This window comes from Luteibacter yeojuensis (assembly GCF_000964085.1).
Lineage (GTDB): Bacteria > Pseudomonadota > Gammaproteobacteria > Xanthomonadales > Rhodanobacteraceae > Luteibacter > Luteibacter yeojuensis_A.
Map to the genome: position 1 here is coordinate 13,793 of NZ_JZRB01000008.1, position 20,121 is coordinate 33,913.

Sequence of the window (20,121 nt, forward strand, 5' to 3'; positions counted from 1 at the left end):
GCGACAGCTTTTCGCGAAGACCCGCACGATCCTGTTGCGTGGTCGCGCAAAGATGTCGCCCACGGAGTGGGCTCCTACATCCAAGGGAAAATAAGCGCACAATGGCCACCATGCCCTCCACGGCCCCCTTTCGCCCATGTGCCTGATCGCTTTCGCATGGCGCGCGCACCCGCGCTGGCGCCTTGTCCTGCTCGGTAATCGCGATGAGTTCCACGCCCGCCCCACGGCGCCGCTGGCGCACTGGGACGAAGCCCCGCAGGTGGCGGCCGGCCGCGATCTCGAGGCCGGCGGCACGTGGATCGGCGTCGCGCCCCACGGCCGTGCCAGCGTCATCACCAACGTACGCGACCTGAAAGCCGACCACAGCGGCATGTCGCGCGGCCTGCTCGTCGCCGATTACCTTGGCTCGAACCTGCCCGCGGCGGTGCACGCGCAAGAACTTGCCGCCACCGCGAAGGATTACCGCCCCTTCAACCTGCTCACGTTCGACCACGAACACGCGTTCTACCTCGGCAACCAGCCCGAAGCGCGCTACGAGCAGGTCACCGATGGCGTGCACGGCCTCTCCAACGCCGACTTCAACGCACCGTGGCCGAAGACGCGCGCGCTGGTGCACCGCCTCGAAGCGTGGATCGAGGAAGGCCGCGACGACACGGACTCACTGTTCCGCATGCTCTCCGACCAGGGCCGCTGGCCCGACGACCTGCTGCCCGACACAGGCATCGGCATCGAGCGCGAACGCTTCCTCTCCAGCGCGTTCATCGTCGGCGAGAACTACGGCACCCGTGCCAGCACGGTGATCCTCGTGGGCCACGACGATGCCGCCACCATCATCGAGCGCCGCTTCGGCCCCAACGGCACACCCGCCGGCGAAACCCGCCTCGACCTGGCTCCATAGGCCTCGATCCTTCGCACTGAGGCAAAAGTCTTTCGCCCCGCCAGCGATTGATCCAAGCCCCTATCGCCCCGACGATGTTGGAATCACCTTTCCTACGTCGGAGCCACCCATGAACATCGACCTTTCCAAGCGCAGCGCTATCGTCACCGGTTCCACCGCCGGCATCGGCCTGGCCATCGCCCAGGGCCTCGCCGCCGCCGGCGCCAGCGTCGTCGTTACCGGCCGCACCCAGGGCCGCGTCGATGCCGCCATCGCCGAGATCAAGAAGCATGTGCCCGCCGCGAAGCTGAGCGGCGTCGCCGCCGACCTCGGTACCGCCGAAGGCGCCGCGGCGCTCATCAAGGCCGTGCCCAGCACCGACATCCTCGTGAACAACCTCGGCATCTTCGAGCCGAAGGGCTTCTTCGACATCACCGACGAGGAGTGGTCGCGCTTCTTCGAAGTGAACGTCAACTCGGGCGTGCGCCTGTCGCGCCATTACGCCAAGGGCATGGCCGACCGTGGCTGGGGCCGCGTGCAGTTCATCTCCAGCGAATCGGCCCTGCAGATCCCCGCCGAGATGGTCCATTACGGCATGACCAAGACCGCCCAGCTCGCCGTCTCGCGCGGCCTGGCCGAGACGCTATCGGGCACCGGTGTCACCGTGAACTCGGTGCTCCCCGGCCCGACGCTGTCGGAAGGCGTGGGCGAGTTCTTCAACAAGATCGCGAAGGACCAGGGCAAGTCGCTCGAGGAAGTCGAGAAGGACTTCATCAGCACCCACCGCCCGACCTCGCTGATCGAACGCCTGCTGACGGTGGAAGAAGTGGCCAACATGTCGGTCTACCTCGCCTCCGAACAGGCCAGCGGCACCACCGGCGCCGCGGTGCGCGTCGACGGCGGCGTGGCCCGCCAGGTGGTCTGAACCCGGCAGGTGGCTTAAACCTCCTGGTGGTTCAAACCCAGCCATGTGGGGGCGCGCTTGCGCGCGATCGCGCGCGAGCGCGCTCCCACACACGTACACTGCTGCCCGGGGAAACCACCGGGGTCGGCATGGCACGATTGATCTGGTTACGCGTCGCGATACTGGCAGGGACAACAGGCTGCACGAGCCACCCGCCGATGGTGCGCCCCGACGATAGGGCAGAACCGCCGGTCTCAACCACCTTCTGTGCCGTGCAAGCCGACCCGGCCGCGTTCGCCCATCGTCGTGTCTTCTTTCGCGCCGAAGTGATGAGCGACGGCATACACCGCACGATCATCACTGATCCGGCCTGCAGCGGTGGGATGGGTATCGATGACAATTCGGCGGAGAAGGCCATGGATGCGTTGAATGACGCGGTGCTTTCCGGCATTCCGGGTACGATCGACAAAACATTGCAAGCCCGCTTGACGGCCACCATCGAGCGGCCCAGGGGCCGGACGACGCTAGTGGTCGAGGCAGTCGACGATATCGTCGTCACGCCAAAGGACGTCCGATGATGGCTGGCCCCACTTGGGCAGAGGCCGAGCTACGGCGTTCACTCAATGACGCTGTCGCGTCTGGCCGGTTAGCGGTGTCGGGTGACTTCGACGCTTTCGCTCAAGCCCTCGCGAACGTGTTCCCCTTCCCCAAGGGCCGCCTCGACTGGTGCAGGGTCCCCGGCGCGGAGGTCGTCCAAGCCAAGGGCGATGTCGCCGCGGCGTTCGTCGCCTTCCTGCGCAAAGCCGTGGGGCACGTCGACGCCGCGCAGCAGGTCGTCGTCCTGGGCGACAACCAGGTCCGATTCGCCGTCCTGGGTCCCATCGACGCAATTCTCGCCGCACTGCCGACGATCACAGCCTTCCCGCAACACACCTATGTCTTCCCGTATCCTGGCGTCGCCTGGTGCGCGAGCCTTACGTCCGAGCACGACATGTGCTTCGGGTGCGCGCCCGCGCGGGATTAATCCACGTCACCGTCGACGTAGTACCACCGCCCGTCTTCGCGGACGAAACGGCTCACTTCGTGCATCTTCTTCGCGCTGCCGCCGCCGTGGCGTAGGCGCGCGATGAACTCGACCACTGCGGTATCGGGCGAGGGGTTTTCATGACGCTTCACTGTCAGCCCAAGCCACGTAGGCGTGGGTGACTGGTTGGCGAGATAGAGGGCAGGCGGCCGCGTCGAGGGATGCCACGATGCCAGCAGATAATCTTCCAGGCCTATCACGTACGCGCTGTAGCGCGAACGCATCAGCGCCTCGGCGGTAGGAGCGGGCTCGCCGCCATGCCAGCGACCGCAGCAGGCGGCATAGGGTTTGCCGCTGCCGCATGGGCAGCCGAGTTGGGTGTCGATCACGCGAGGGGCTTCCGGGTCCAGGCCGAACGATTTTATCCGAGTACGGTGTTGAGGAATGCCCAGCTCTCTTCTGGCCCGAAGTCGCGTAGAGTCAGGTCACGAAGGCTTGTGCCTTTGCCGTTCAATATGCAGTCGACTTCGTCAGCTAGTTCTGCCGAAGCACCCACGAGAGTGACGTCGAATCCCGCCAGGATGGCGACAGGAAGCAAGGGGCTATAAGCGATCCACTCCGGTGATTTCCTGGCCGGGTTTTTCTCGTCCTCACCGAACACTTCCCAGCTATTGCCGATGAGCTCGGCGACCGGTTCGGGCTGGCCGACCGGCGCGTATCCGCAAACGAACCACCTCTCCGTTGCAGACGCGTGCGCGATCGCATCCCAGAGGACGCGCGGCATCCGGTGGATATCGTACATATTGCGATCAAGCGCGGCCCCGCGCCAGCCAGGAAGGCGGAAAGCCCTGTTCGTACCCTCGCCTTCATCAAAGAAGTGCAATCTTGCAGCGGCAGCGGTCATTGAGGGGACATTAGTCATGGGGAGATGCGTCGCGTACTAGAACGTGGGCTTGGGCGGAGGAGGCGGGGGAGGCGGGGCTGGATAGCGCACCGTTCCGCTCGGTCGGCTCCGGGGCGGGTGGGATATCAGCGCCACTGGCACAAGCTGACGCTTCTGAAAAGATAGTCGTTTCGCAAGCCTATGGAGATCTCGCGGAGAGTGCCAGTGCAGCATCAGCGTACTCAGATGTTGCTTTGGGCAGCGTTCCGGGTGGCGATCTCCTCGGTTGTCAAGTCGACGGCTGCTCCCCGGCGGGTTGGACATTTGCCGCGCTTGGCGCAATTCCTGGCGAAGGGATTGGGAAGGAGGGTCTCGTCCTCGCAGGCGGCAGGTTGGAGTTTAGTCAGGCCCGAAACGCAGCTCTAAGGTGGCTTGAGGCTCGCGGCTTCAAAGCAGCAACTCCGGTGTTAAACAGGTTCCCGACCGCTTCCAGAGGGCAGAGGGTGATTGGCCGCGCAACAGAAGATGGCATGACGGGCTACCGCGTCGAATATGATGCGCGAAGCGGCGCCCATATCAACACTTTCTCTGGGAAGGAGAAGGAACACTTCTATTTTCAAGGCGATCAATCCACTGTTGATTCGATAACCAAGGGGCTAAACCGGTGAGTGCTATCGCATGACGGAAAGAACGCACAGCATGACGTGGGCGGAAGTGAACCTTTTGGAGGCGCTCAGCGCCTATATCGCTATGGGAAGAGTCCGGACTACCAGAGACGTCGAAGGATTCTTCAGCGCCTTGCAGTCAGCATTTCCGTTTGGTGGAAATCGCATCGCATGGGAGGAGGTGCCCGGTGCTTCAATAATTTCCGCCCCAGCCGGCCTCGACCCCTCCGAGGCATTCGTACACTTTGTACGCAATACTCTGGCTGGCGAGGACATAGGTGGTGAGCTAGTTGCTATCGGTGATAATCAGGTTAACTTCGCCATTCTCGGTCGGTTTGATGATTTGCTCGAGGTCATGCCGCTGATCACAGGTTTTCCTCAGCACACATACGTGTTCCCGTTCCCATCACTTGACTGGTGTGCGAATCTCACGTTCGAAGATGTCATGTGTTTCGGAAGGGCGCCTGCTAGGTGACGTACGGGTTGGTGTCATTCGGTTGCTCATTGACTGGGCTAGCGGAAGACGGGGCGGTCGCATCGTTCTCAACGTTGCGGCTATTGAAAAGATTGCGACGTCTCCACTTCACGCGCCTGGAAAGTGACGATTTCGGCTTGCAACGGGCGGAACTGTGCGAGGAAGTGAAAGCGAATTAGCCGCCGTGGCCGGATTCGCTACGCATGTTCGAGGGTCAGGTCGATGGTATCCGCAGCCTTCGTGTTGCTGGCATTCGCTGCTGTGCTTAACCACGTTTTGTCGATGATGTTCACGGAGCGTCTCGTTCGCTCGCTTGGAGGGACGCCTGATGAAGACAGGCCCTACCATCGCTATGCGACCCGAGCTCTGGTGGGCGCCCACCCCGTTCCAGCTGGCTACCTTAACGTGCTTTGCTGGTTTCTCCGGATCACGACAGAGTTGCTCTTCGTCGCGTTCTGCGGGCTCCTCTACGTGACCTTCTCGGGCGTACAGGATGACTCGACGTGTGCTGCATGCCTGCTAGATCCCACTGCCAAGACGCCGCATTTTTGGCTTGGCTACCTGGGTGTCGTAAGCGTGCTTGCGGGCGTGAACGTCGCCGGTATGATGGTTTACCGGGCGGACGTGGATAAGCGAGAAGAGTCAGGTGCTCCCCTCGATGTGAGGAAGCTTCGCATGGCGCTCCGCATGATCTTCGTCGATGAGGCTGCCCCGATCGATCGCATGGCCCGGATCTTTCGCGGCATCACGCGCTGGGCCCTGCTCGTCGGCATCCTCTGCCTGGTCGGGTGGGCAGCCCTGGGCTGGCACGACGCGCTATGACACTGTACCCCCGGACAGGATCAGCGCCGACAGGTCGTAACCCATGGCCACGGCCTCTGCCTTGAGCCGCTCGACCGTGGCTTCGTCCAGCGTTGGCGTGCGCGACAGGATCCACAGGTACTTCCGCCCCGGCTGGCCCACCATCGACCACTGGTAGTTCTCGTCCAGGGCGATGACCCAGTAGTCGGCCCACACGAGCGGCAGCCAGCGCAGCCAGGGCGGCACGAAGGTCACCTCGAGCTTGCCGCGGGCGAAGGCCTCGGGGCGGCGGGCGACGCCCGTGCTGGCGATCTCGCCGCCTTCGGTGCCGCAGCGGTTCTCGACGGTGACCGTGCCGTCGACGTTGGGCGTGTAGCGGGCGGTGACGTTGCCCGTGCATTTCCGCTGGAAATACATGGGCAGGCGGGCGATTTCGTGCCACGTGCCGGCGTAGCGTTCGAGGTCCAGGTCGGCCACCGCGGTGACGGGGGTGGTCGCTATGCCGGGATGGGCCATGGCGTCGGTTCCGTTAAAGCGAACGCACTACGATGCCGATATCGGGTGAATCAGGTTTAAACCGCGCCACCGGAAAGGCTCCATGGACCACGACGACACCCCCGCCAGACGTCCGCTTTTCACGCGGCTGCGCGAGCGGCTGGTGTCGCGCGGCGCGGCCCACGTCGACCTGCTGGCCGGCCTCATCGTGGCCACGCCGGGCGGCTTCCGCATGCGCGAGGTGCCGTTGGCCCGGGTGTCCCGCGTCGAGGCCGGCAACCGCGATAGCGGTAGCGATTCGTGGGATACCGTCTTCCTGTTCTTCCACGTCGACGATGACGAGACCCTCGTGTTGTCCGAAGCTGACAAGGGCTTCAAACAACTGGTAGCCGACCTGCGCGAGACATTCCCCGGCATCGAAGGCTGGGAATCCGCCATCCCGCCGGTGAAGTTCCAGCTGACGTCGGTGGATTTGTGGCGGCGGGATGTGGCGGAAGCGCCCGAGTCGACGGACCCCCCGGAACCGCCGGATCGCCTGTAGGAGCCCACGCGTGGGCGACATCTTTTCGCGAAAGAGCCACAGGGCCTGTTGCGCTTCGCGAAAAGATGTCGCGCGCAAGCGCGCTCCTACAGGTAGATTGCCAGCGCTTTGGTGCCTGCGGTGAGGGCAAGGCTCGTGGCGTCGAAGACCGCATCGCCTGCCGTTACTGGCTGGCCATCGGCCGTGCCGTTTCCTTCGGCCACGTAAGCGATCTTCACGCCGTCGTACACCCCAGGCCCGTGCAGCACTTCAACGCGCGCGGTGCCCACCCCTCGCCGCACCATCAGGTTGAAGTCGCGCGTGGCGCCGCCGGCGAGGCGGACATCCACCGATGCTTCGCCGGGGAATGCAAAAGGCACCAGTGGCGCAGTGAGCGCATGTTCGCGTTCGCCATCGAGCACCATGGTGAAGCCTGCGCCATCGAGCAGCACGATGGTGCGATCGATGCCCGGGAACGTGGAGAAGGGCGAGGCCGTATCCACGTCCGCGATGCTCACGCGCCACGCGAAGGTGTCCATCGACGCACCTGGTGGTTCGACGGCCAGTTCGCGCGTGATGCCCAGGCCGTTCTTCCACGGCACGGCTTTCAACTGGTCGAAAGGAATGATGGTCATGCGACGCGCTCGATCTCGCGGGCGAACGGCGGCAGCGCGCGCAGCATGCCGGTGCCGTAACGCTTGGTGATGACGCGGCGGTCGAGCAGCACGATGCGGCCCGTGTCGGTCTCGGTGCGGATCAGGCGGCCGCAGTACTGCGTGAGGATGCGCGTCGCATCCGGCACGCTCACCTCGATGAAGGGATTGCGGCCGCGCGATTCGAGCCACTCGGCGTACGTGGCCCCCACCGGGTCGGTCGGCACCGCGAACGGCAGCTGGGTCACCACCACGGTTTCGCAAAGCTTGCCGGGCAGGTCCAGGCCTTCGCCAAACGAGGCCAGGCCAAAGATGGTGCTGCCCTTGCCGGCTTCGATGTCGGCGCAATGCTCGGCGATGAGCTGCGTCTTCGCCAGCGAACCCTGCGCACGCACCTTGCGCACGTGGTCGATGGGCAGCACCTGCAGCACGCGGTCGAGCTTCGCGCGCGAGGTGAACAGCACGAGGTTGCCCGCATCCCAGTCCAGGTGCTTCGCCAGCCAGCTCGCCACTTCACGCGCATGGCCTTCGCGGTCATCCGGCAGCGTGGCGAACGCGGGCACCTCCAGCCGGGCCTGCCGTTCCAGGTCGAACGGCGAGGGCAGGCTGATGGTCACCGCTTCGTTCGGCAGGCCCACCGAATCGGCGAAGCCGCGGAAATTGCCGCCGGCGCTCAGCGTGGCCGAGGTGAGCACCACGGCTGAGGCGTTGTCCCATAGCACGGTGCGCAGCAGCCCACCCGCCGATACGGCGGAGGCATGGCAGATGAGGGCCTGGTCGGAGCCCATGCTGACCCACCGCGCGAGCGGCGGGCCGTTCTCGCGATCGTCGGTGGACCACGCGTACCACGTGCGCACCTGGCGTTCGAGGCGCTCCAGCGCCATGCCCAGTTCACGCGACAGCGCCTCCTGCGTGGGGCCACCGGCTTCCATCTCCACCACCGTGCGGCGCACGGTGCGCAGCCAGCGCTGCACGTCGCGCGTCACCGCATGCAGGAACGAAGCATGCACCTTCCAGTTCTCGGGCAACTGGCCCAGGGAGGCGCGGAACACAGGCTCGAGTTCACTGGACGAGGGCGTCCACGACAGGCGGATCTCGCGCTCCATCTCTTCCAGCGCGTTCGACATCTCGAGCAACTTCTCGTCGCCCTCCTCCAGCGTGAGGTTGCCGATGCTTTCCTTGTCGGTGAGCGAATACGCCGCGTGCACCTGGTTCTGCAGGCGGCCGATGCGGCGCACGGTGCTGGCGATGTGCACATCGGCCGCGCCGCGGTCGATGGCTTTCGACGGCACGTGGTGCGCTTCGTCGAAGATGTAGAGCGTGTCTTCGGGCTTGGGCAGGATCACGCCGCCGAACGTGTCCTCGTCGCGCGGCATGGTGAGGTCGGCCAGCACGAGGTCCTGGTTGGCCACCACGATGTCGGCTTCACCGATGGCGCGGCGCGCGAGGAAGAACGGGCACACCGCGAACGCGTTGCACTTGCGGCCCGTGCAGCCGCCGGCGCTGGTGGTGACCATGCCGCGGACGAGATCGGACAGCGGCTCGGGGCTGGTGTCGATGTCGCCGTTCCACTCGCGCGATTCGAAGGCCTTGCCGAGCTTTTCGATGGCCTTGGTATCGCGCTCGGCGGGCGGGCGTGACCACAGGGCGACGTCGGCATCGAAGTCGAAACCGCCCTGCGCGCTGGGCTCGCTGCTGGCCATGCGCAGGTTGCGCGGGCAGAGGTAGCGGGCACGGCCCTTGGCCAGCGCCACCTTGGCTTCCACGCCGCACAGGGCCATGAACTGGGGGATATCGCGCTGGACCAGCTGCTCCTGCAGCGCCACCGTGGCGGTGGCGATCACCAGTTTCTTCTTCTGCGCGCGCGCCACCTCGAGCCCACCGATGAGGTAGGCCATGGATTTACCGGTACCGGTGGGCGCCTCGATGACGGCCGCGCCGGCCGGCTCGGCCAGCGCCTTGGCGACCTCGGCGATCATCTTCAGCTGCGACGGGCGCCCGCGGAAGCCCGCCAGGCCGTCCTTCAGGCGCGCATAGGCGGCGCGGATCGCGGCTTTGGTCTCTTCGGTGAGCATAGCCCACCAAGGTTACCTTATAGCGCGTGTGCCCGTGGGCTGGCAGGCGCGCCAGCGACCATGCCGGCGACCACCCAGGTGTGCTCCTCCCACGTGCCGTCGGCGTTCTGCACATGGATGGCCACGGGGCGGCCCAGGCTGTCGGAGAGGCCGGGCGCCAGGGCCTCGGCGGCATGCACGGCGTCGGCCTGGCTGCCGTAGCTACCGATGGCGCTGGCGTCGCGGCGCACGATCCACGGGCCCTGCGCCGATTCGCTGTACGGAATGAACAGTTGGGCGGAACTGGATGCCATGGAACCCTCGCAAAGTGACGGTGGGTAACTTCGGCCCTACGGTTCGACGCTACGCCAGGACGGCTAAAAAAAGCATTAACCCTTGTTACGTAAGGGTTTACGAAGCAATTCCGCCCGGCGAAAACACGCCGGCGCATGGGTGTTCAGCAGGCCGGTGGCCTCCATCCAGGCGAAGACGATGGTGGGGCCGACGAACGTGAAACCCCGTTTCTTCAACGCCCTGGAGACCTGCTCGGAAAGGGGGCTGTTGGGCGGCACCGGGCCCTCCCAGGCCAGCGGCGCCCCGCCCACGAAGCCCCAGCAGAAGGGGGCGAAATCCTCGCCGGCCGCCGCCATGGCCAGGTAGGCCTTCGCGTTGTTGATGGCCGCGCCGACCTTGCTGCGCGAGCGGATGATGCCCGGGTCGGCCAGGAGCCGTTCCACGTCGCGGGGCCCGTAGGCGGCGACCACCGCCGGCTCGAAGCCCTCGAAGGCACGGCGGAAACCATCGCGGCGGGCCAGGATGGTCCGCCACGACAGCCCCGCCTGGAAGCCGTCGAGCACCAGCTTCTCCCACAGCTTGCGGCCGTCGCGCTCGGGTACGCCCCACTCGCGGTCGTGGTACGCCCGCATCAGGTCGTCGGCGTCGCCCCACGCGCAGCGCGGCCGCCCGTCGTTCACCCGGTGAAGCCGAGGTAATCCATCTTGCCCACGGGCAGGCCGTTGTGGCGGAGGATGTCGTAGGCCGTGGTGACGTGGAAATAGAAGTTGGGCAAGGCGAAGGCGAGCAGGTATTCGCTGGCGCTGAACGTGCGCTCCTGCGGGCCCAGCTTGCGCGTGATGGTGCGCGAGGCCCCGGCGTCCACCGTTTCGGCCGGCACCGATTCGATCCACTTCACCGTGCCATCGATGCGGGCGAGCAACTGGTCGATGGTGGTTTCATTGTCTTCGAACGCGGGCGGTGCCACGTCGGCCACGCGCGCGATGCCGAACTTGGCCGTGTCGCTGGCGCGCTGCACCTGGCCTGCCAGGGTGAGCATGTCGGGGGCGAGGCGCTTGTCGACGAGGGCGTCGCCGCCGTGGTCTTTCGCCTTCACCAGCAGGGCGGCGAGGGCGCGGAAGCCGCGGATGTAGGCGACGGCGGAAGCTTCGTGCAGCGAGATGCTCATGGGGGCGGCTCCTTGGGTATCCGTCGATGGTGGGGTGGCCGGGGCACCGCTTCAAGGCCCGTGCGCAGGGCTACCCAAGCGACTACCATCACCGGCCAACTCCGCTACGAACGGCCCCCCATGTCCCCCAATGAACCGGCACCCGACGCCATCGTCGCGGTGCGTGGCCTGTCCAAGGCCTACAAGACGGGTTTCCAGGCGCTGAAGCACGTCGACCTCGAGATCAGGCGCGGCGAGATCTTCGCGCTGCTCGGCCCCAATGGCGCGGGCAAGACCACCCTCATCAGCATCATCTGCGGCATCGTCAACGGCACCGGCGGCAGCGTGCACGTGGATGGGCACGACATCGTCCGCGACTACCGCGCGGCGCGCGGCCTCATCGGCCTGGTGCCGCAGGAGCTTTCCACCGACGCGTTCGAAACCGTGTGGGCCACGGTGAAGTTCAGCCGGGGCCTGTTCGGCAAGGCGCCGAACCCCGGTTACCTCGAGAAGATCCTGCGCGAGCTCTCGCTGTGGGAGAAGAAAGATTCGAAGATCATGGCGCTCAGCGGCGGCATGAAGCGCCGCGTGCTGATCGCCAAGGCGCTCGCGCACGAGCCGCGCGTGCTGTTCCTCGACGAGCCCACCGCGGGCGTCGATGTCGAGCTGCGCCACGATATGTGGCAGATGGTGCGGCGCCTGCGCGAAGCCGGCGTCACCATCATCCTCACTACGCATTACATCGAGGAAGCCGAGGAGATGGCCGACCGCATCGGCGTCATCAACCGCGGTGAACTGGTGCTGGTGGAAGAGAAGCACACCCTGATGCGGAAGCTGGGCAAGAAGCAGCTGACGCTGTCGCTGCAGGCGCCGCTGCCATCGGTGCCCGCGGGCCTGGAGCACTGGCCGCTCGAGCTGTCGCAGGATGGCCTGTGCCTCACGTACACCTTCGACACGCAAGGCGAGGACACGGGCATCGCCGAACTCTTCAAGACGCTTGGCGCGCTGGGCATCGACTTCAAGGACCTGCACTCCAGCGAGAGCTCGCTGGAAGACATCTTCGTTAGCCTGGTAAGGAGCGGCGCATGAACTTCCACGGCATCCGCGCCATCTACCGCTTCGAGATGGCCCGCACGTTCCGTACGCTGACCCAGAGCATCGCGTCGCCGGTGCTCTCCACGTCGCTGTACTTCGTCGTGTTCGGCGCGGCCATCGGTTCGCGCATGGGCGCCATCGGCGGCGTGAGCTACGGCGCCTTCATCATCCCCGGCCTCATCATGTTGTCGCTGCTCAACGAGAGCATCAGCAACGCGTCGTTCGGCATCTACATGCCGAAGTGGGCGGGCACCATCTACGAGCTGCTCTCGGCCCCCGTGAACTTCGTGGAGGTGGTGCTGGGCTACGTGGGTGCGGCGGCCACGAAGTCGATGATCCTTGGGCTGCTCATCCTCGCCACCTCGCGGCTGTTCGTCGATTACGAGATCCAGCACCCGTTCTGGATGCTGGCGTTCCTGCTGCTCACCGCGGTGACCTTCAGCCTGTTCGGTTTCATCATCGGCCTGTGGGCGGACGACTTCCAGAAACTGCAGGTGGTTCCGCTGATGGTGATCACGCCGCTCACCTTCCTCGGTGGCAGCTTCTATTCCATCAACATGCTGCCGCCGTTCTGGCAGAAGGTGACGCTGTTCAACCCGGTGGTGTACCTGGTGAACGGGTTCCGCTGGAGCTTCTATGGGCAGGCCGACGTGAACGTGGTGGTGAGCGTCTCGGCCACGCTCGCCTTCATGCTCGTGTGCCTCGCCACGGTGTGGTGGATCTTCCGCACAGGCTGGAAGCTCAAGAACTGACCGCGGCTGCTGTAGGAGCCCACCCTGTGGGCGACATCCTGTCGCGATGCGCTTCGAGGGGTCGCCCACGGGCGTGGGCTCCTACAGGAATCGCGCGGCGTTGTGCGCGCGCGTTGGCGGCGCGAAAAGCTACGATGGGCGCATGAGCGAACCTGCCACGCCCGCGCCGCCGACCAAGCCCCGGGGCACCCTGGAGATCCTCCGGCTGCGCCGCGCGCAGCGCGTGCTCGACCACCTGTTCCGCGACCTGCCATTGGGCCCGCGCATGCGCGTGGGGGCCTTCATGGCGTTCAAGACCGTGCTGGCCGCCGTGTTCGCGTACGCCGTCGGTTTCCTGCTCAACCCCCATGAAGCCTTCTGGGCCGCGATCACTGCCGTGGCGGTCACCCAGCCGCACTACGGCGACACACGCGGCGCGGGCCGCGACCGCATCCTCGGCACGTTCTTCGGCGCCATCGCCGGGCTGCTCGGCCTGTGGATGGGCGGCAGTGGCAACCTCCTTTCGTTCGGCGCCGCGCTGGCGCTCGTGACGCTCGCCTGCTGGACCGCCAACGCGGGTGCCGCCGCCCGCATCGGCGGCATCACCACGGCCATCGTGTTGCTCGTGCCCGCCACCGGCCCGCGCTGGGAGGTAGCGGCATGGCGCCTCGGTGAAGTGGTGTTCGGCACGGCCTGTGCGCTCGCGGTAGGCTGGCTGGTATCGCGCCTCGAAGAGCGCGTGGAACACAAGGCAGAAGGGGAGCAGGGTTGATCCGCAAGCATTCCGAACACCACCGGCTCGATCGCCTGGGCTGGCTGCGCGCCGCCGTGCTCGGCGCCAACGACGGCATCCTCTCCACGGCCAGCCTGCTGGTGGGCGTGGCCTCGGCGGAGGCGGGTGCGGCCAGCGTCATGGTGGCCGGTGTCGCGGGCCTCGTGGCCGGCGCCATGTCGATGGGCGCGGGTGAGTACGTCTCCGTCAGCTCGCAGGCCGACAGCGAGCGCGCCGAGCTGGCCGTGGAATCACGCGAGCTACGCGAGGACCCGACGGGCGAGCACCGCGAACTCACCGAAATCTACGTGCACCGTGGCCTCGACCGCGCGCTGGCGCACGAGGTGGCCAGCCAGCTGATGGCGCACGACGCGCTGGCGGCACACGCGCGCGATGAGCTGGGGCTGTCGTCGGCGACGGCGGCGCGGCCACTGCAGGCGGCCGCGGCCTCGGCCGTGAGCTTCGCCGCCGGCGCCATCGTGCCGATCCTCGCCACGGCCGCTGCGCCACGCGAGCACATGGCGAAGGTGACGGTGGTGGTGTCGCTGGGTGCGCTGGCCGTGCTGGGCGCCGTGTCGGCAAGGCTGGCCGGGGCGGCCGTGTGGCGCGGGGTGGGGCGGATCGTGTTTTGGGGTGCGGCGGCGATGGGGCTTACGGCGGTTGTCGGGCGGCTTTTTGGGGTGGCCGCCTGAGGGGTGTCATCGCGCGCGAGCGCGCTCCCACAAGGGGGGCGGGCTCTGACTCTGCTTTTGTGGGAGCGCGCTTGCGCGCGATGCGTTTAGTCAGCCCGCCACGCAGCGGTTACGCCCACCGTTCTTCGCCGTATACAACGCAAGATCCGCCCGCTCGAACACCGCCTGCGGCGTATCGCCCTGGCGGAACTGGGCCACGCCGATCGAGGCGGTGACGCGCACGGGCTGGCGGCTGGCGTGGAAGGCCAGGTGCTGGATCTTGCCGCGCAGGCGTTCGCATACCTGCAGCGATTCGGCCTCGTCCGCGCCGTCGAAGATGACGATGAATTCCTCGCCGCCGTAGCGGGCCACGAAATCCACCGGCCGCACGTGCTTCAGCAACGCCTGGCCGATGACGCGCAGGACGGCATCGCCCGCGGTGTGGCCGTAGGTGTCGTTGATGCTCTTGAAGTGGTCGATGTCGATGGCCGCGATGGAGAGCGGGCGCGACGTGGTCAGCCAGCTCTCGAACGCCGCCTCGATGCGTTTTTCGTACGCGAGGCGGTTGGGCATGCCGATCATCGTATCGGTCTGGGCCAGCTCGTGCTCGCGTTCCAGCGAGCGCTGCAGTGCGTTGCGCTCGGTTTCCAGCTGCTCCACGCGCATGCGCATTTTTTCGGCGCGGTCGCGGTAGGCGGTGAGGCGGGCCCCCTCGCGCTCGCGGAAATCGCGGAAGCACGCGGCGATGGTCTCGAGGCTGGCGTTCACCCGCTCGCGCAGCTCGTGCGCGTCTTCGCTCTCCAGCGCGGCCTCGCCCAGCAGGCGCATCTCGTGGGCCACGGAGGCATCCAGCGCCTGGCCATTGGCCTCGCCCGTGCTCTGGTCGGCCAGCTCGCGGGCCATGTACTGGGTCATCTCGTCGAGGCGGCCGGCGATGTGGCGCAGCACGGCCTGGAGCGCATCGATCTCGCGCTGCATGCCGATGCGCTGCTCGTTCACCAGGTCGGCGAGGCGATCGCCGCAGGCGGCCAGGGCCACCAGGTCGCCGGCATCGGCCACGTCGCGGCGCAGGTCGTTGGCACGGTCGGCCAGCTTGGGCTGCACCACGATGCGGTCGACCAGGCGGTGCAGGGAGGATTGCACGGACGAGCCGTACTCCCCGCGCTGCGGCCGGGTGATGGGGATGGCGCGTTCCTCGGGCCCGCGCAAAGGGCGCGCGGCCAGGGCCTCCAGCGCATCGCGCAGGCCATTGGAAAGGGATTCCAGCACCATCGCATCGGCGGGGCCGGTGGCGAGGGCGGCGGTGAGGCGCTCGATGTGCGGGTCGACCTGGTCATGCGCCCCATGGGCGGCACGGGTGAGGCTACCGACGAGCTGCCTCAGCACCGACTCCACGGCCCGCCACTGGGCTTCTTCGCGGGTCAGCCGGTCGAGGGCTTCGCGGTATTTGCTTTCCCAGAGCTGGTTGTCCAAACGCGGCCCCAACTTTCGCGTGAAGTTTCTTAAGTACTTCGCGCATCATACGACGAAATCTGGCAATTTCGATCTGTCTTATGGCGGAGGTGCCGCCGGCGCGACGTGCCGAGTAGCCCTTGCCGCCACCACGGCGCCCACCGCCACGAGGCCCGCCGCCAGCAGGAACGCGATGCCCGGCAGGTGGACCTGCCGCTCCGGGGCAATCGAGAACGCGAAGATCTGCGCGAACAGGTAAGGCCCGAAGATGCCGGCGAAGCTGCCCATGCTGGTAATGGCGCCCTGCAGGCGGCCTTGCTGGTCGGGCGGCACGCAGCGAGTCATGATCGACTGGATGGGCGGCCCGGCCAGGCCCCAGAGCGACATCAGCGGGATACCGACGAGGAACACCCAGCCCACGCTGGCCAGGCCCATGACGGCGAAGGCCGCCGTGCCGAAGACCATGCCAGCGACCAGCACCGGGCGCTCGCCGAAGCGGCCGGTCAGCTTGCCGGTGAGGAACGCCTGCACCGAGCCGTCGCAGGCGCCGACCAGGGCCAGCACGAAGCCCACGGCCTGGGCGCCCCAGTGGTAGCGGTAATCGGCGTACAGCACGAACGTGGTCTGGAGCACGTAGTGCGCCAGGTAGAACAGGAACATGACGATGGCCAGCCCGAACACCGTGGGGCTGCAGCGGAGCAGGCGCAGGGCGCCCAGCGGGTGGGCGCTGTGCGGCTCGAACCGGGCGGCGCGCCGTTCCGGCGGCAGCGACTCGGGCAGGATGAAGAAGCCATACAGGAAGTTGGTGAGCGCCAGGCCCGCCGCCACCCAGAACGGCAGGCGCAGGTCGATGGTGCCGAGGAAGCCGCCCAGCGCCGGGCCGATGATGAAGCCGATGCCGAAGGCGCCACCGAGCAGGCCGAAGGCGCCGGCGCGTTTCTCCGGCGGCGTCACGTCCGCGATGTAGGCATTGGCGGTGGTGAAGCTGGCGGCCGTCATGCCCGAGATGATGCGGCCCACGAACAGCAGCCACAGCGACGGCGCCAGGGCCATCAGCACGAAGTCGAGGCCCAGGCCGAGGTTCGACAGCAGGATGACGGGGCGGCGGCCGAACCGGTCGGAGAGCGCGCCCTGGATGGGCGAGGACACGAATTGCACCGCGGCGAACACCGTGCCGAAGATGCCGACCCACCAGGCGGCGTTGCTGACGCCGCCGCCCGTCATCGCCTCGATGAGGTGCGGCAACACCGGGATGATGATGCCGAAGGCCAGGATGTCGATCAGCACCGTGACGAAGACGAACGCCACCGCGGCGCGGCGCACCGGGGTGGGCAGCGGTGTGTGCGTCGCGTCGTCAGCCATGGCCGCGCAGCTTGAGGCGGGGCGCGACGAACGGCACGGTGAGCATGGTGCTCGCCACGGCCATGAGCAGCAGCGCGGTGAACGTCTCGCTCGTGATCATGTGCTTGTCGAGCAGCACGTTGACGAAGATGATCATGATCAGCGCCTTCGTCTGCAGCAGCCAGCCGATGATCCATGCATCGCCGCGCTGCCAGCCCAGCAGCTTGCCCGCGAGGCCCACGCCCGCGAGCTTGCCCAGCACCGAGGCCACCAGGAGGATGCCCGCGGCGACGAACACCGCGGCGCCGCCCACGTTCCAGTTCGTGCGCAGGCCCGTGGAGAGGAAGAACACCGGCATGACCACCAGCAGCACGTTGTCGCGCAACTGGTCGAGGCGCGAGAGCGTGAACCAGTCGCGCTCCATCACGGCACCGGCGAGGAACGCGCCCACCATGAAGTGCAGGCCGCACCAGTCGGCGCCGTAGCCGCAGGCGGCAAGCCACACCAGGCCGATGTAGTAGCGGTCGTCTTCGGTCACCCGGGCCATGAGGCGGCGGAAGCCCCACGACGCCACGGCGAACACCGCCAGGAACGCCGCCTGGTGGCCCACGCGCTTCCAGTCGAGCAGCAGGATCGCCAACACGGCCCAGATGGCGAGGTCGTCCAGGCTCGCGTAGCGCAACACGCGCTGGCCCAGCGGCTCGCGCAGCATGCCCAGCTTGTTCATGAGCAGGATGAGGATGGGCAGGGCGGTGACCGCGCAGGCCATGCCGATGCCGGCGACGAACTGCCACGTCTGCGCCTCGGGGCCCATCCAGCCGTCGCGCCAGGCGAGCAGGCCGAAGGCCGCGGCGCAGCCGGCCAGCATGGGCACGCCCAGGGCCAGGGCCGCCGTGGTGCCGCACTCCCGCCGCTGGCGCCACACTTCGCGCGGGTCGAGCTCGATGCCGGCGATCCATACGAACGCCATCACCGCCCACCACGCGATGCCATTGAGCGCGCCGATGACCGGCGGCGCGAACACCGTGGAGTAGTACTCAGGGAACACCTTGCCGAGCACCCCCGGCCCGAGCAGGATGCCGGTGAGGATCTGCACCACCACCAGCGGTGCCCAGTAATCGGTGCGGAACACCCGCCAGACCAGGTAAGGCACGCCAAGGATGATCACCATGGCGATCAGGAACAGTTCCGTCGTACTCATGCAGCCCCTCCCAAGGATCGCGCAAGGGTAGCGGAACGCGGCGCTATTGCGGAGGCTGCGCCAGCTCTTTCGCGCTGAGGTAGCCGTCCTTGTTCTTGTCCAGCTTGTGGAACTGCTGGATGAGGCTGCGCTGGAACGCGTCGAGGCGGATGGGCCGCGCGCCGGGGCGCATGGGGCCGTCGTTGGCATCGATGACGCCGTCGCCGTTGATGTCCATGCGCATGAACCCCTGGCTCATGTAGCGCACGTACTCCGCCTCGTCGACCTTGCCGTCGCCGTTGCCGTCCATCCGTTGTAAGTATTCTTTCGGGGTGCCGGGCAGGCCCTGCGCCATGGCGGCCGTGGTGGCGAGGCACAGGCCGGCGAAGGCGGCGCGGGTACCACGGTTCATGCATAGCCCTAATGGTGGTTTGTGCGGCCGGGCGGGCTCGGAGTAGGCTCGAACGCCTTGCCCCTGCCCCCAAGGAACCGACCATGATCTACGAGAGCATCCTCGACACGATCGGCCGTACGCCCATCGTGCGCCTGCATCGCGTGGCCCCGGCCCACGTCAGTCTGTACGCCAAGGTCGAATCCTTCAATCCCGGCGGTTCCGTCAAGGATCGCCTGGCCATCGCCGTCATCCTCGACGCCGAGCGCCAGGGCCTGCTGAAGCCCGGCGATACCGTCATCGAGGCCACCTCGGGCAATACGGGCGTCGCCCTCGCCATGGTCTGCGCGGCGAAAGGCTACAAGTTCGTGGCCACCATGGCCGATTCGTTCTCCATGGAGCGCCGCAAGCTGATGCGCGCGTATGGCGCCAAGGTCATTCTCACGCCCGCCGCCGAGCGCGGCAGCGGCATGGTCCGCAAGGCCGAGGCGCTGGCCGCGAAACACGGCTGGTTCCTGCCGCGCCAGTTCCAGAACCCGGCCAACCCCGCCTACCACCGCCAGACCACGGCCGCGGAGATCCTCCAGGATTTCGCCGGCCGGCGCCTGGATGCCTTCGTCACCGGATGGGGCACGGGCGGCACCCTCACGGGCGTGGGCGAGGTGCTGAAGGTGGCGCGGCCGGAGACCCGCATCATCGTCAGCGAGCCCACCGCCGCGCCGCTGCTGCAGGACAAACCATGGTCCCCGCACAAGATCCAGGGCTGGACCCCGGATTTCGTGCCCGAGGTGCTCAACCGCGCCGTGCCCGACCAGAACATCCCGGTGGACGAGGTGCTGGCCCGCGACACCGCCCGCCGCCTCGCCGCGGAGGAAGGCCTCTTCGTGGGCATCTCCGCCGGCGCCACCGTGGCGGCCGCGCTCGAGTACGCCAGGGGGGCGGGCGAGGGCACCGTCATCCTCGCGATGCTGCCCGACACGGGCGAGCGCTACCTGTCGACGTTCCTCACGGAAGGCATGAACGAAGGCAGCGACGAAGACTGGCTGGCCACCCTCTGAGCCTGCCAGGACCCCTGTGCAAGCCCTGTGGGAGCCAGCTTGCTGGCGATAGCTCCTGAACCAGTGACGTTCCGGGAACATCCCGCACGCATCGCCATCACACCCGCACCGGCACGGTGGGTTCCTCGAACGCCAAGGAGCCCACCCCATGATCTTCTTCCGCAAGAGCCTCGCGACAGAACTCACCGGCCGCGCCGAGCGCCTCGCGGGTGCCATCACCCATGACCGCACCCGCGAAGCCAGCGGCGCCGTGCGCCAGTACGCCGGCCACGCCGGTGTCGTCGCCAGCCGTGCCGCGACGCGCGCCAGCAAGCAGGCCACCCGCGCCGCCGCGCGCGCCGGCAAGCAGCTGCGCAGCCACCCGCGTGGGTCCATCGCCGTGGGCGCCGGCCTCGGCGTCGCCGCCATCACCGCCGCCTGGCTACTACGCCGCTACCAGCACAAGCAACACCTGGCGAGCCTCGAGCACGACGAACACGACCCGACGCGCTACCGCGCGACGAACGCCGCAGGCGATGCGCTGGATGGCACCGGCGAGGACAACCCGGTACCCGGCGAGTCGGGTGTGTACTGACCACATATCGTGTAGCGAAAACCCTACACAAGATCGCGGAGTTGTCTGATTTCGTTTCATGCGC

General features: G+C 67.0%; 25 protein-coding genes. 13 read left to right on the forward strand and 12 right to left on the reverse strand.

The window, feature by feature from the left end; all coding sequences use genetic code 11:
* Nucleotides 1-136: 136 nt before the first annotated feature.
* The 4 genes from VI08_RS04530 to VI08_RS04545 all read left to right on the forward strand — a co-directional run bounded on the left by VI08_RS04530 (nucleotide 137) and on the right by VI08_RS04545 (nucleotide 2,805).
* Nucleotides 137-898 carry an NRDE family protein gene (locus VI08_RS04530; protein WP_045828368.1) on the forward strand — a complete coding sequence of 254 codons (762 nt, stop codon included), beginning with the start codon at nucleotides 137-139 and terminating at the stop codon, nucleotides 896-898.
* Between the two features lie 109 nt (nucleotides 899-1,007).
* Complete coding sequence (locus VI08_RS04535) at nucleotides 1,008-1,802, forward strand: SDR family NAD(P)-dependent oxidoreductase (RefSeq protein WP_045828369.1); 795 nt, start codon at nucleotides 1,008-1,010, stop codon at nucleotides 1,800-1,802.
* A gap of 128 nt (nucleotides 1,803-1,930) precedes the next feature.
* A complete protein-coding gene (locus VI08_RS04540) occupies nucleotides 1,931-2,359 on the forward strand; it encodes a hypothetical protein (protein WP_157006328.1) in 429 nt (142 codons plus the stop codon).
* The gene (locus VI08_RS04545) at nucleotides 2,356-2,805 is read left to right on the forward strand and encodes a hypothetical protein (protein ID WP_045828371.1); all 450 of its coding nucleotides are present in this window, start codon (nucleotides 2,356-2,358) and stop codon (nucleotides 2,803-2,805) included. Before VI08_RS04540 ends, VI08_RS04545 begins: the two co-directional genes overlap by 4 nt.
* Here the strand turns inward: VI08_RS04545 and VI08_RS04550 are convergent.
* Nucleotides 2,802-3,194 (reverse strand): YchJ family protein, encoded by a 393-nt coding sequence (locus tag VI08_RS04550; RefSeq protein ID WP_084621258.1) that lies wholly within the window; start codon nucleotides 3,192-3,194, stop codon nucleotides 2,802-2,804. The genes VI08_RS04545 and VI08_RS04550 overlap by 4 nt on opposite strands.
* A gap of 32 nt (nucleotides 3,195-3,226) precedes the next feature.
* On the reverse strand, nucleotides 3,227-3,727 hold the full coding sequence (locus VI08_RS04555) for a hypothetical protein (RefSeq protein WP_157006331.1): 501 nt from the start codon (nucleotides 3,725-3,727) through the stop codon (nucleotides 3,227-3,229).
* 660 nt (nucleotides 3,728-4,387) lie between these two features.
* On the opposite strand from VI08_RS04555, the gene VI08_RS04560 reads away from it, so the two are divergent.
* Complete coding sequence (locus VI08_RS04560) at nucleotides 4,388-4,828, forward strand: hypothetical protein (RefSeq protein WP_045828374.1); 441 nt, start codon at nucleotides 4,388-4,390, stop codon at nucleotides 4,826-4,828.
* Between the two features lie 222 nt (nucleotides 4,829-5,050).
* The gene (locus tag VI08_RS04565) at nucleotides 5,051-5,650 is read left to right on the forward strand and encodes a hypothetical protein (RefSeq protein ID WP_045828375.1); all 600 of its coding nucleotides are present in this window, start codon (nucleotides 5,051-5,053) and stop codon (nucleotides 5,648-5,650) included.
* Here VI08_RS04565 and VI08_RS04570 read toward each other — a convergent pair.
* Complete coding sequence (locus VI08_RS04570) at nucleotides 5,645-6,145, reverse strand: lipocalin family protein (RefSeq protein WP_045828376.1); 501 nt, start codon at nucleotides 6,143-6,145, stop codon at nucleotides 5,645-5,647. The genes VI08_RS04565 and VI08_RS04570 overlap by 6 nt on opposite strands.
* A gap of 82 nt (nucleotides 6,146-6,227) precedes the next feature.
* On the opposite strand from VI08_RS04570, the gene VI08_RS04575 reads away from it, so the two are divergent.
* Nucleotides 6,228-6,665 carry a hypothetical protein gene (locus VI08_RS04575; protein WP_045828377.1) on the forward strand — a complete coding sequence of 146 codons (438 nt, stop codon included), beginning with the start codon at nucleotides 6,228-6,230 and terminating at the stop codon, nucleotides 6,663-6,665.
* A gap of 86 nt (nucleotides 6,666-6,751) precedes the next feature.
* Here VI08_RS04575 and VI08_RS04580 read toward each other — a convergent pair whose 3' ends face one another.
* The 5 genes from VI08_RS04580 to VI08_RS04600 all read right to left on the reverse strand — a co-directional run bounded on the left by VI08_RS04580 (nucleotide 6,752) and on the right by VI08_RS04600 (nucleotide 10,813).
* Entirely contained in the window at nucleotides 6,752-7,279 is a 528-nt protein-coding gene (locus VI08_RS04580; protein ID WP_045828378.1) for a HutD/Ves family protein, read from the reverse strand.
* On the reverse strand, nucleotides 7,276-9,372 hold the full coding sequence (gene dinG / locus VI08_RS04585) for an ATP-dependent DNA helicase DinG (protein ID WP_045828379.1): 2,097 nt from the start codon (nucleotides 9,370-9,372) through the stop codon (nucleotides 7,276-7,278). The genes VI08_RS04580 and dinG overlap by 4 nt, the downstream gene beginning before the upstream one ends.
* A 17-nt stretch (nucleotides 9,373-9,389) precedes the next feature.
* Nucleotides 9,390-9,665, reverse strand: coding sequence for a DUF2188 domain-containing protein (locus tag VI08_RS04590; protein WP_045828380.1), 276 nt, complete (start codon nucleotides 9,663-9,665; stop codon nucleotides 9,390-9,392).
* A 75-nt stretch (nucleotides 9,666-9,740) separates the two neighbouring features.
* Nucleotides 9,741-10,325: a DNA-3-methyladenine glycosylase I gene (locus VI08_RS04595; protein WP_045828381.1), complete on the reverse strand. Its 585-nt coding sequence runs from the start codon at nucleotides 10,323-10,325 to the stop codon at nucleotides 9,741-9,743.
* Nucleotides 10,322-10,813 (reverse strand): DUF1993 domain-containing protein, encoded by a 492-nt coding sequence (locus VI08_RS04600; RefSeq protein ID WP_045828382.1) that lies wholly within the window; start codon nucleotides 10,811-10,813, stop codon nucleotides 10,322-10,324. Before VI08_RS04600 ends, VI08_RS04595 begins: the two co-directional genes overlap by 4 nt.
* 120 nt (nucleotides 10,814-10,933) lie before the next feature.
* Here VI08_RS04600 and VI08_RS04605 point away from each other — a divergent pair, with 120 nt between their 5' ends.
* The 4 genes from VI08_RS04605 (at nucleotide 10,934) to VI08_RS04620 (ending at nucleotide 14,082) form a co-directional block, all read left to right on the forward strand.
* A complete protein-coding gene (locus tag VI08_RS04605; protein ID WP_045828383.1) occupies nucleotides 10,934-11,881 on the forward strand; it encodes an ABC transporter ATP-binding protein in 948 nt (315 codons plus the stop codon).
* Nucleotides 11,878-12,639 carry an ABC transporter permease gene (locus VI08_RS04610; RefSeq protein ID WP_045828384.1) on the forward strand — a complete coding sequence of 254 codons (762 nt, stop codon included), beginning with the start codon at nucleotides 11,878-11,880 and terminating at the stop codon, nucleotides 12,637-12,639. The genes VI08_RS04605 and VI08_RS04610 overlap by 4 nt, the downstream gene beginning before the upstream one ends.
* A gap of 142 nt (nucleotides 12,640-12,781) precedes the next feature.
* Nucleotides 12,782-13,390, forward strand: coding sequence for an FUSC family protein (locus tag VI08_RS04615; RefSeq protein WP_045828446.1), 609 nt, complete (start codon nucleotides 12,782-12,784; stop codon nucleotides 13,388-13,390).
* Nucleotides 13,387-14,082 (forward strand): VIT1/CCC1 transporter family protein, encoded by a 696-nt coding sequence (locus tag VI08_RS04620; RefSeq protein WP_045828385.1) that lies wholly within the window; start codon nucleotides 13,387-13,389, stop codon nucleotides 14,080-14,082. The genes VI08_RS04615 and VI08_RS04620 overlap by 4 nt, the downstream gene beginning before the upstream one ends.
* 90 nt (nucleotides 14,083-14,172) lie before the next feature.
* Here VI08_RS04620 and VI08_RS04625 read toward each other — a convergent pair whose 3' ends face one another.
* The 4 genes from VI08_RS04625 to VI08_RS04640 form a co-directional block, all read right to left on the reverse strand.
* Complete coding sequence (locus tag VI08_RS04625) at nucleotides 14,173-15,534, reverse strand: GGDEF domain-containing protein (protein ID WP_045828386.1); 1,362 nt, start codon at nucleotides 15,532-15,534, stop codon at nucleotides 14,173-14,175.
* Between the two features lie 78 nt (nucleotides 15,535-15,612).
* Nucleotides 15,613-16,875: a TCR/Tet family MFS transporter gene (locus VI08_RS04630; protein ID WP_045828387.1), complete on the reverse strand. Its 1,263-nt coding sequence runs from the start codon at nucleotides 16,873-16,875 to the stop codon at nucleotides 15,613-15,615.
* Nucleotides 16,868-18,055, reverse strand: coding sequence for a cation:proton antiporter (locus VI08_RS04635; protein WP_045828388.1), 1,188 nt, complete (start codon nucleotides 18,053-18,055; stop codon nucleotides 16,868-16,870). The genes VI08_RS04630 and VI08_RS04635 overlap by 8 nt, the downstream gene beginning before the upstream one ends.
* Before the next feature lie 43 nt (nucleotides 18,056-18,098).
* The gene (locus tag VI08_RS04640) at nucleotides 18,099-18,446 is read right to left on the reverse strand and encodes a hypothetical protein (RefSeq protein ID WP_045828389.1); all 348 of its coding nucleotides are present in this window, start codon (nucleotides 18,444-18,446) and stop codon (nucleotides 18,099-18,101) included.
* Between the two features lie 83 nt (nucleotides 18,447-18,529).
* Between VI08_RS04640 and cysK the strand changes: the two genes are divergently transcribed.
* Both cysK and VI08_RS04650 read left to right on the forward strand, forming a co-directional pair.
* Nucleotides 18,530-19,483, forward strand: a complete 954-nt coding sequence (cysK, locus tag VI08_RS04645; RefSeq protein ID WP_045828390.1) for a cysteine synthase A — start codon at nucleotides 18,530-18,532, stop codon at nucleotides 19,481-19,483.
* Between the two features lie 148 nt (nucleotides 19,484-19,631).
* Nucleotides 19,632-20,057, forward strand: coding sequence for a hypothetical protein (locus tag VI08_RS04650; protein ID WP_045828391.1), 426 nt, complete (start codon nucleotides 19,632-19,634; stop codon nucleotides 20,055-20,057).
* Nucleotides 20,058-20,121 lie beyond the last annotated feature (64 nt).

Bases quoted from the DNA above. Each gene is read 5' to 3' on its own strand.
- VI08_RS04560 (WP_045828374.1), top strand. From the start codon at position 4,388: ATGACGTGGGCGGAAGTGAACCTTTTGGAGGCGCTCAGCGCCTATATC.
- VI08_RS04555 (WP_157006331.1), bottom strand. From the start codon at position 3,727: ATGACTAATGTCCCCTCAATGACCGCTGCCGCTGCAAGATTGCACTTC.
- VI08_RS04615 (WP_045828446.1), top strand. From the start codon at position 12,782: ATGAGCGAACCTGCCACGCCCGCGCCGCCGACCAAGCCCCGGGGCACC.
- VI08_RS04650 (WP_045828391.1), top strand. From the start codon at position 19,632: ATGATCTTCTTCCGCAAGAGCCTCGCGACAGAACTCACCGGCCGCGCC.
- VI08_RS04580 (WP_045828378.1), bottom strand. From the start codon at position 7,279: ATGACCATCATTCCTTTCGACCAGTTGAAAGCCGTGCCGTGGAAGAAC.
- VI08_RS04610 (WP_045828384.1), top strand. From the start codon at position 11,878: ATGAACTTCCACGGCATCCGCGCCATCTACCGCTTCGAGATGGCCCGC.
- VI08_RS04570 (WP_045828376.1), bottom strand. From the start codon at position 6,145: ATGGCCCATCCCGGCATAGCGACCACCCCCGTCACCGCGGTGGCCGAC.
- VI08_RS04590 (WP_045828380.1), bottom strand. From the start codon at position 9,665: ATGGCATCCAGTTCCGCCCAACTGTTCATTCCGTACAGCGAATCGGCG.
- VI08_RS04640 (WP_045828389.1), bottom strand. From the start codon at position 18,446: ATGAACCGTGGTACCCGCGCCGCCTTCGCCGGCCTGTGCCTCGCCACC.
- cysK (WP_045828390.1), top strand. From the start codon at position 18,530: ATGATCTACGAGAGCATCCTCGACACGATCGGCCGTACGCCCATCGTG.
- dinG (WP_045828379.1), bottom strand. From the start codon at position 9,372: ATGCTCACCGAAGAGACCAAAGCCGCGATCCGCGCCGCCTATGCGCGC.
- VI08_RS04535 (WP_045828369.1), top strand. From the start codon at position 1,008: ATGAACATCGACCTTTCCAAGCGCAGCGCTATCGTCACCGGTTCCACC.
- VI08_RS04545 (WP_045828371.1), top strand. From the start codon at position 2,356: ATGATGGCTGGCCCCACTTGGGCAGAGGCCGAGCTACGGCGTTCACTC.
- VI08_RS04530 (WP_045828368.1), top strand. From the start codon at position 137: ATGTGCCTGATCGCTTTCGCATGGCGCGCGCACCCGCGCTGGCGCCTT.
- VI08_RS04600 (WP_045828382.1), bottom strand. From the start codon at position 10,813: ATGAGCATCTCGCTGCACGAAGCTTCCGCCGTCGCCTACATCCGCGGC.
- VI08_RS04540 (WP_157006328.1), top strand. From the start codon at position 1,931: ATGGCACGATTGATCTGGTTACGCGTCGCGATACTGGCAGGGACAACA.
- VI08_RS04575 (WP_045828377.1), top strand. From the start codon at position 6,228: ATGGACCACGACGACACCCCCGCCAGACGTCCGCTTTTCACGCGGCTG.
- VI08_RS04565 (WP_045828375.1), top strand. From the start codon at position 5,051: ATGGTATCCGCAGCCTTCGTGTTGCTGGCATTCGCTGCTGTGCTTAAC.
- VI08_RS04635 (WP_045828388.1), bottom strand. From the start codon at position 18,055: ATGAGTACGACGGAACTGTTCCTGATCGCCATGGTGATCATCCTTGGC.
- VI08_RS04605 (WP_045828383.1), top strand. From the start codon at position 10,934: ATGTCCCCCAATGAACCGGCACCCGACGCCATCGTCGCGGTGCGTGGC.
- VI08_RS04630 (WP_045828387.1), bottom strand. From the start codon at position 16,875: ATGGCTGACGACGCGACGCACACACCGCTGCCCACCCCGGTGCGCCGC.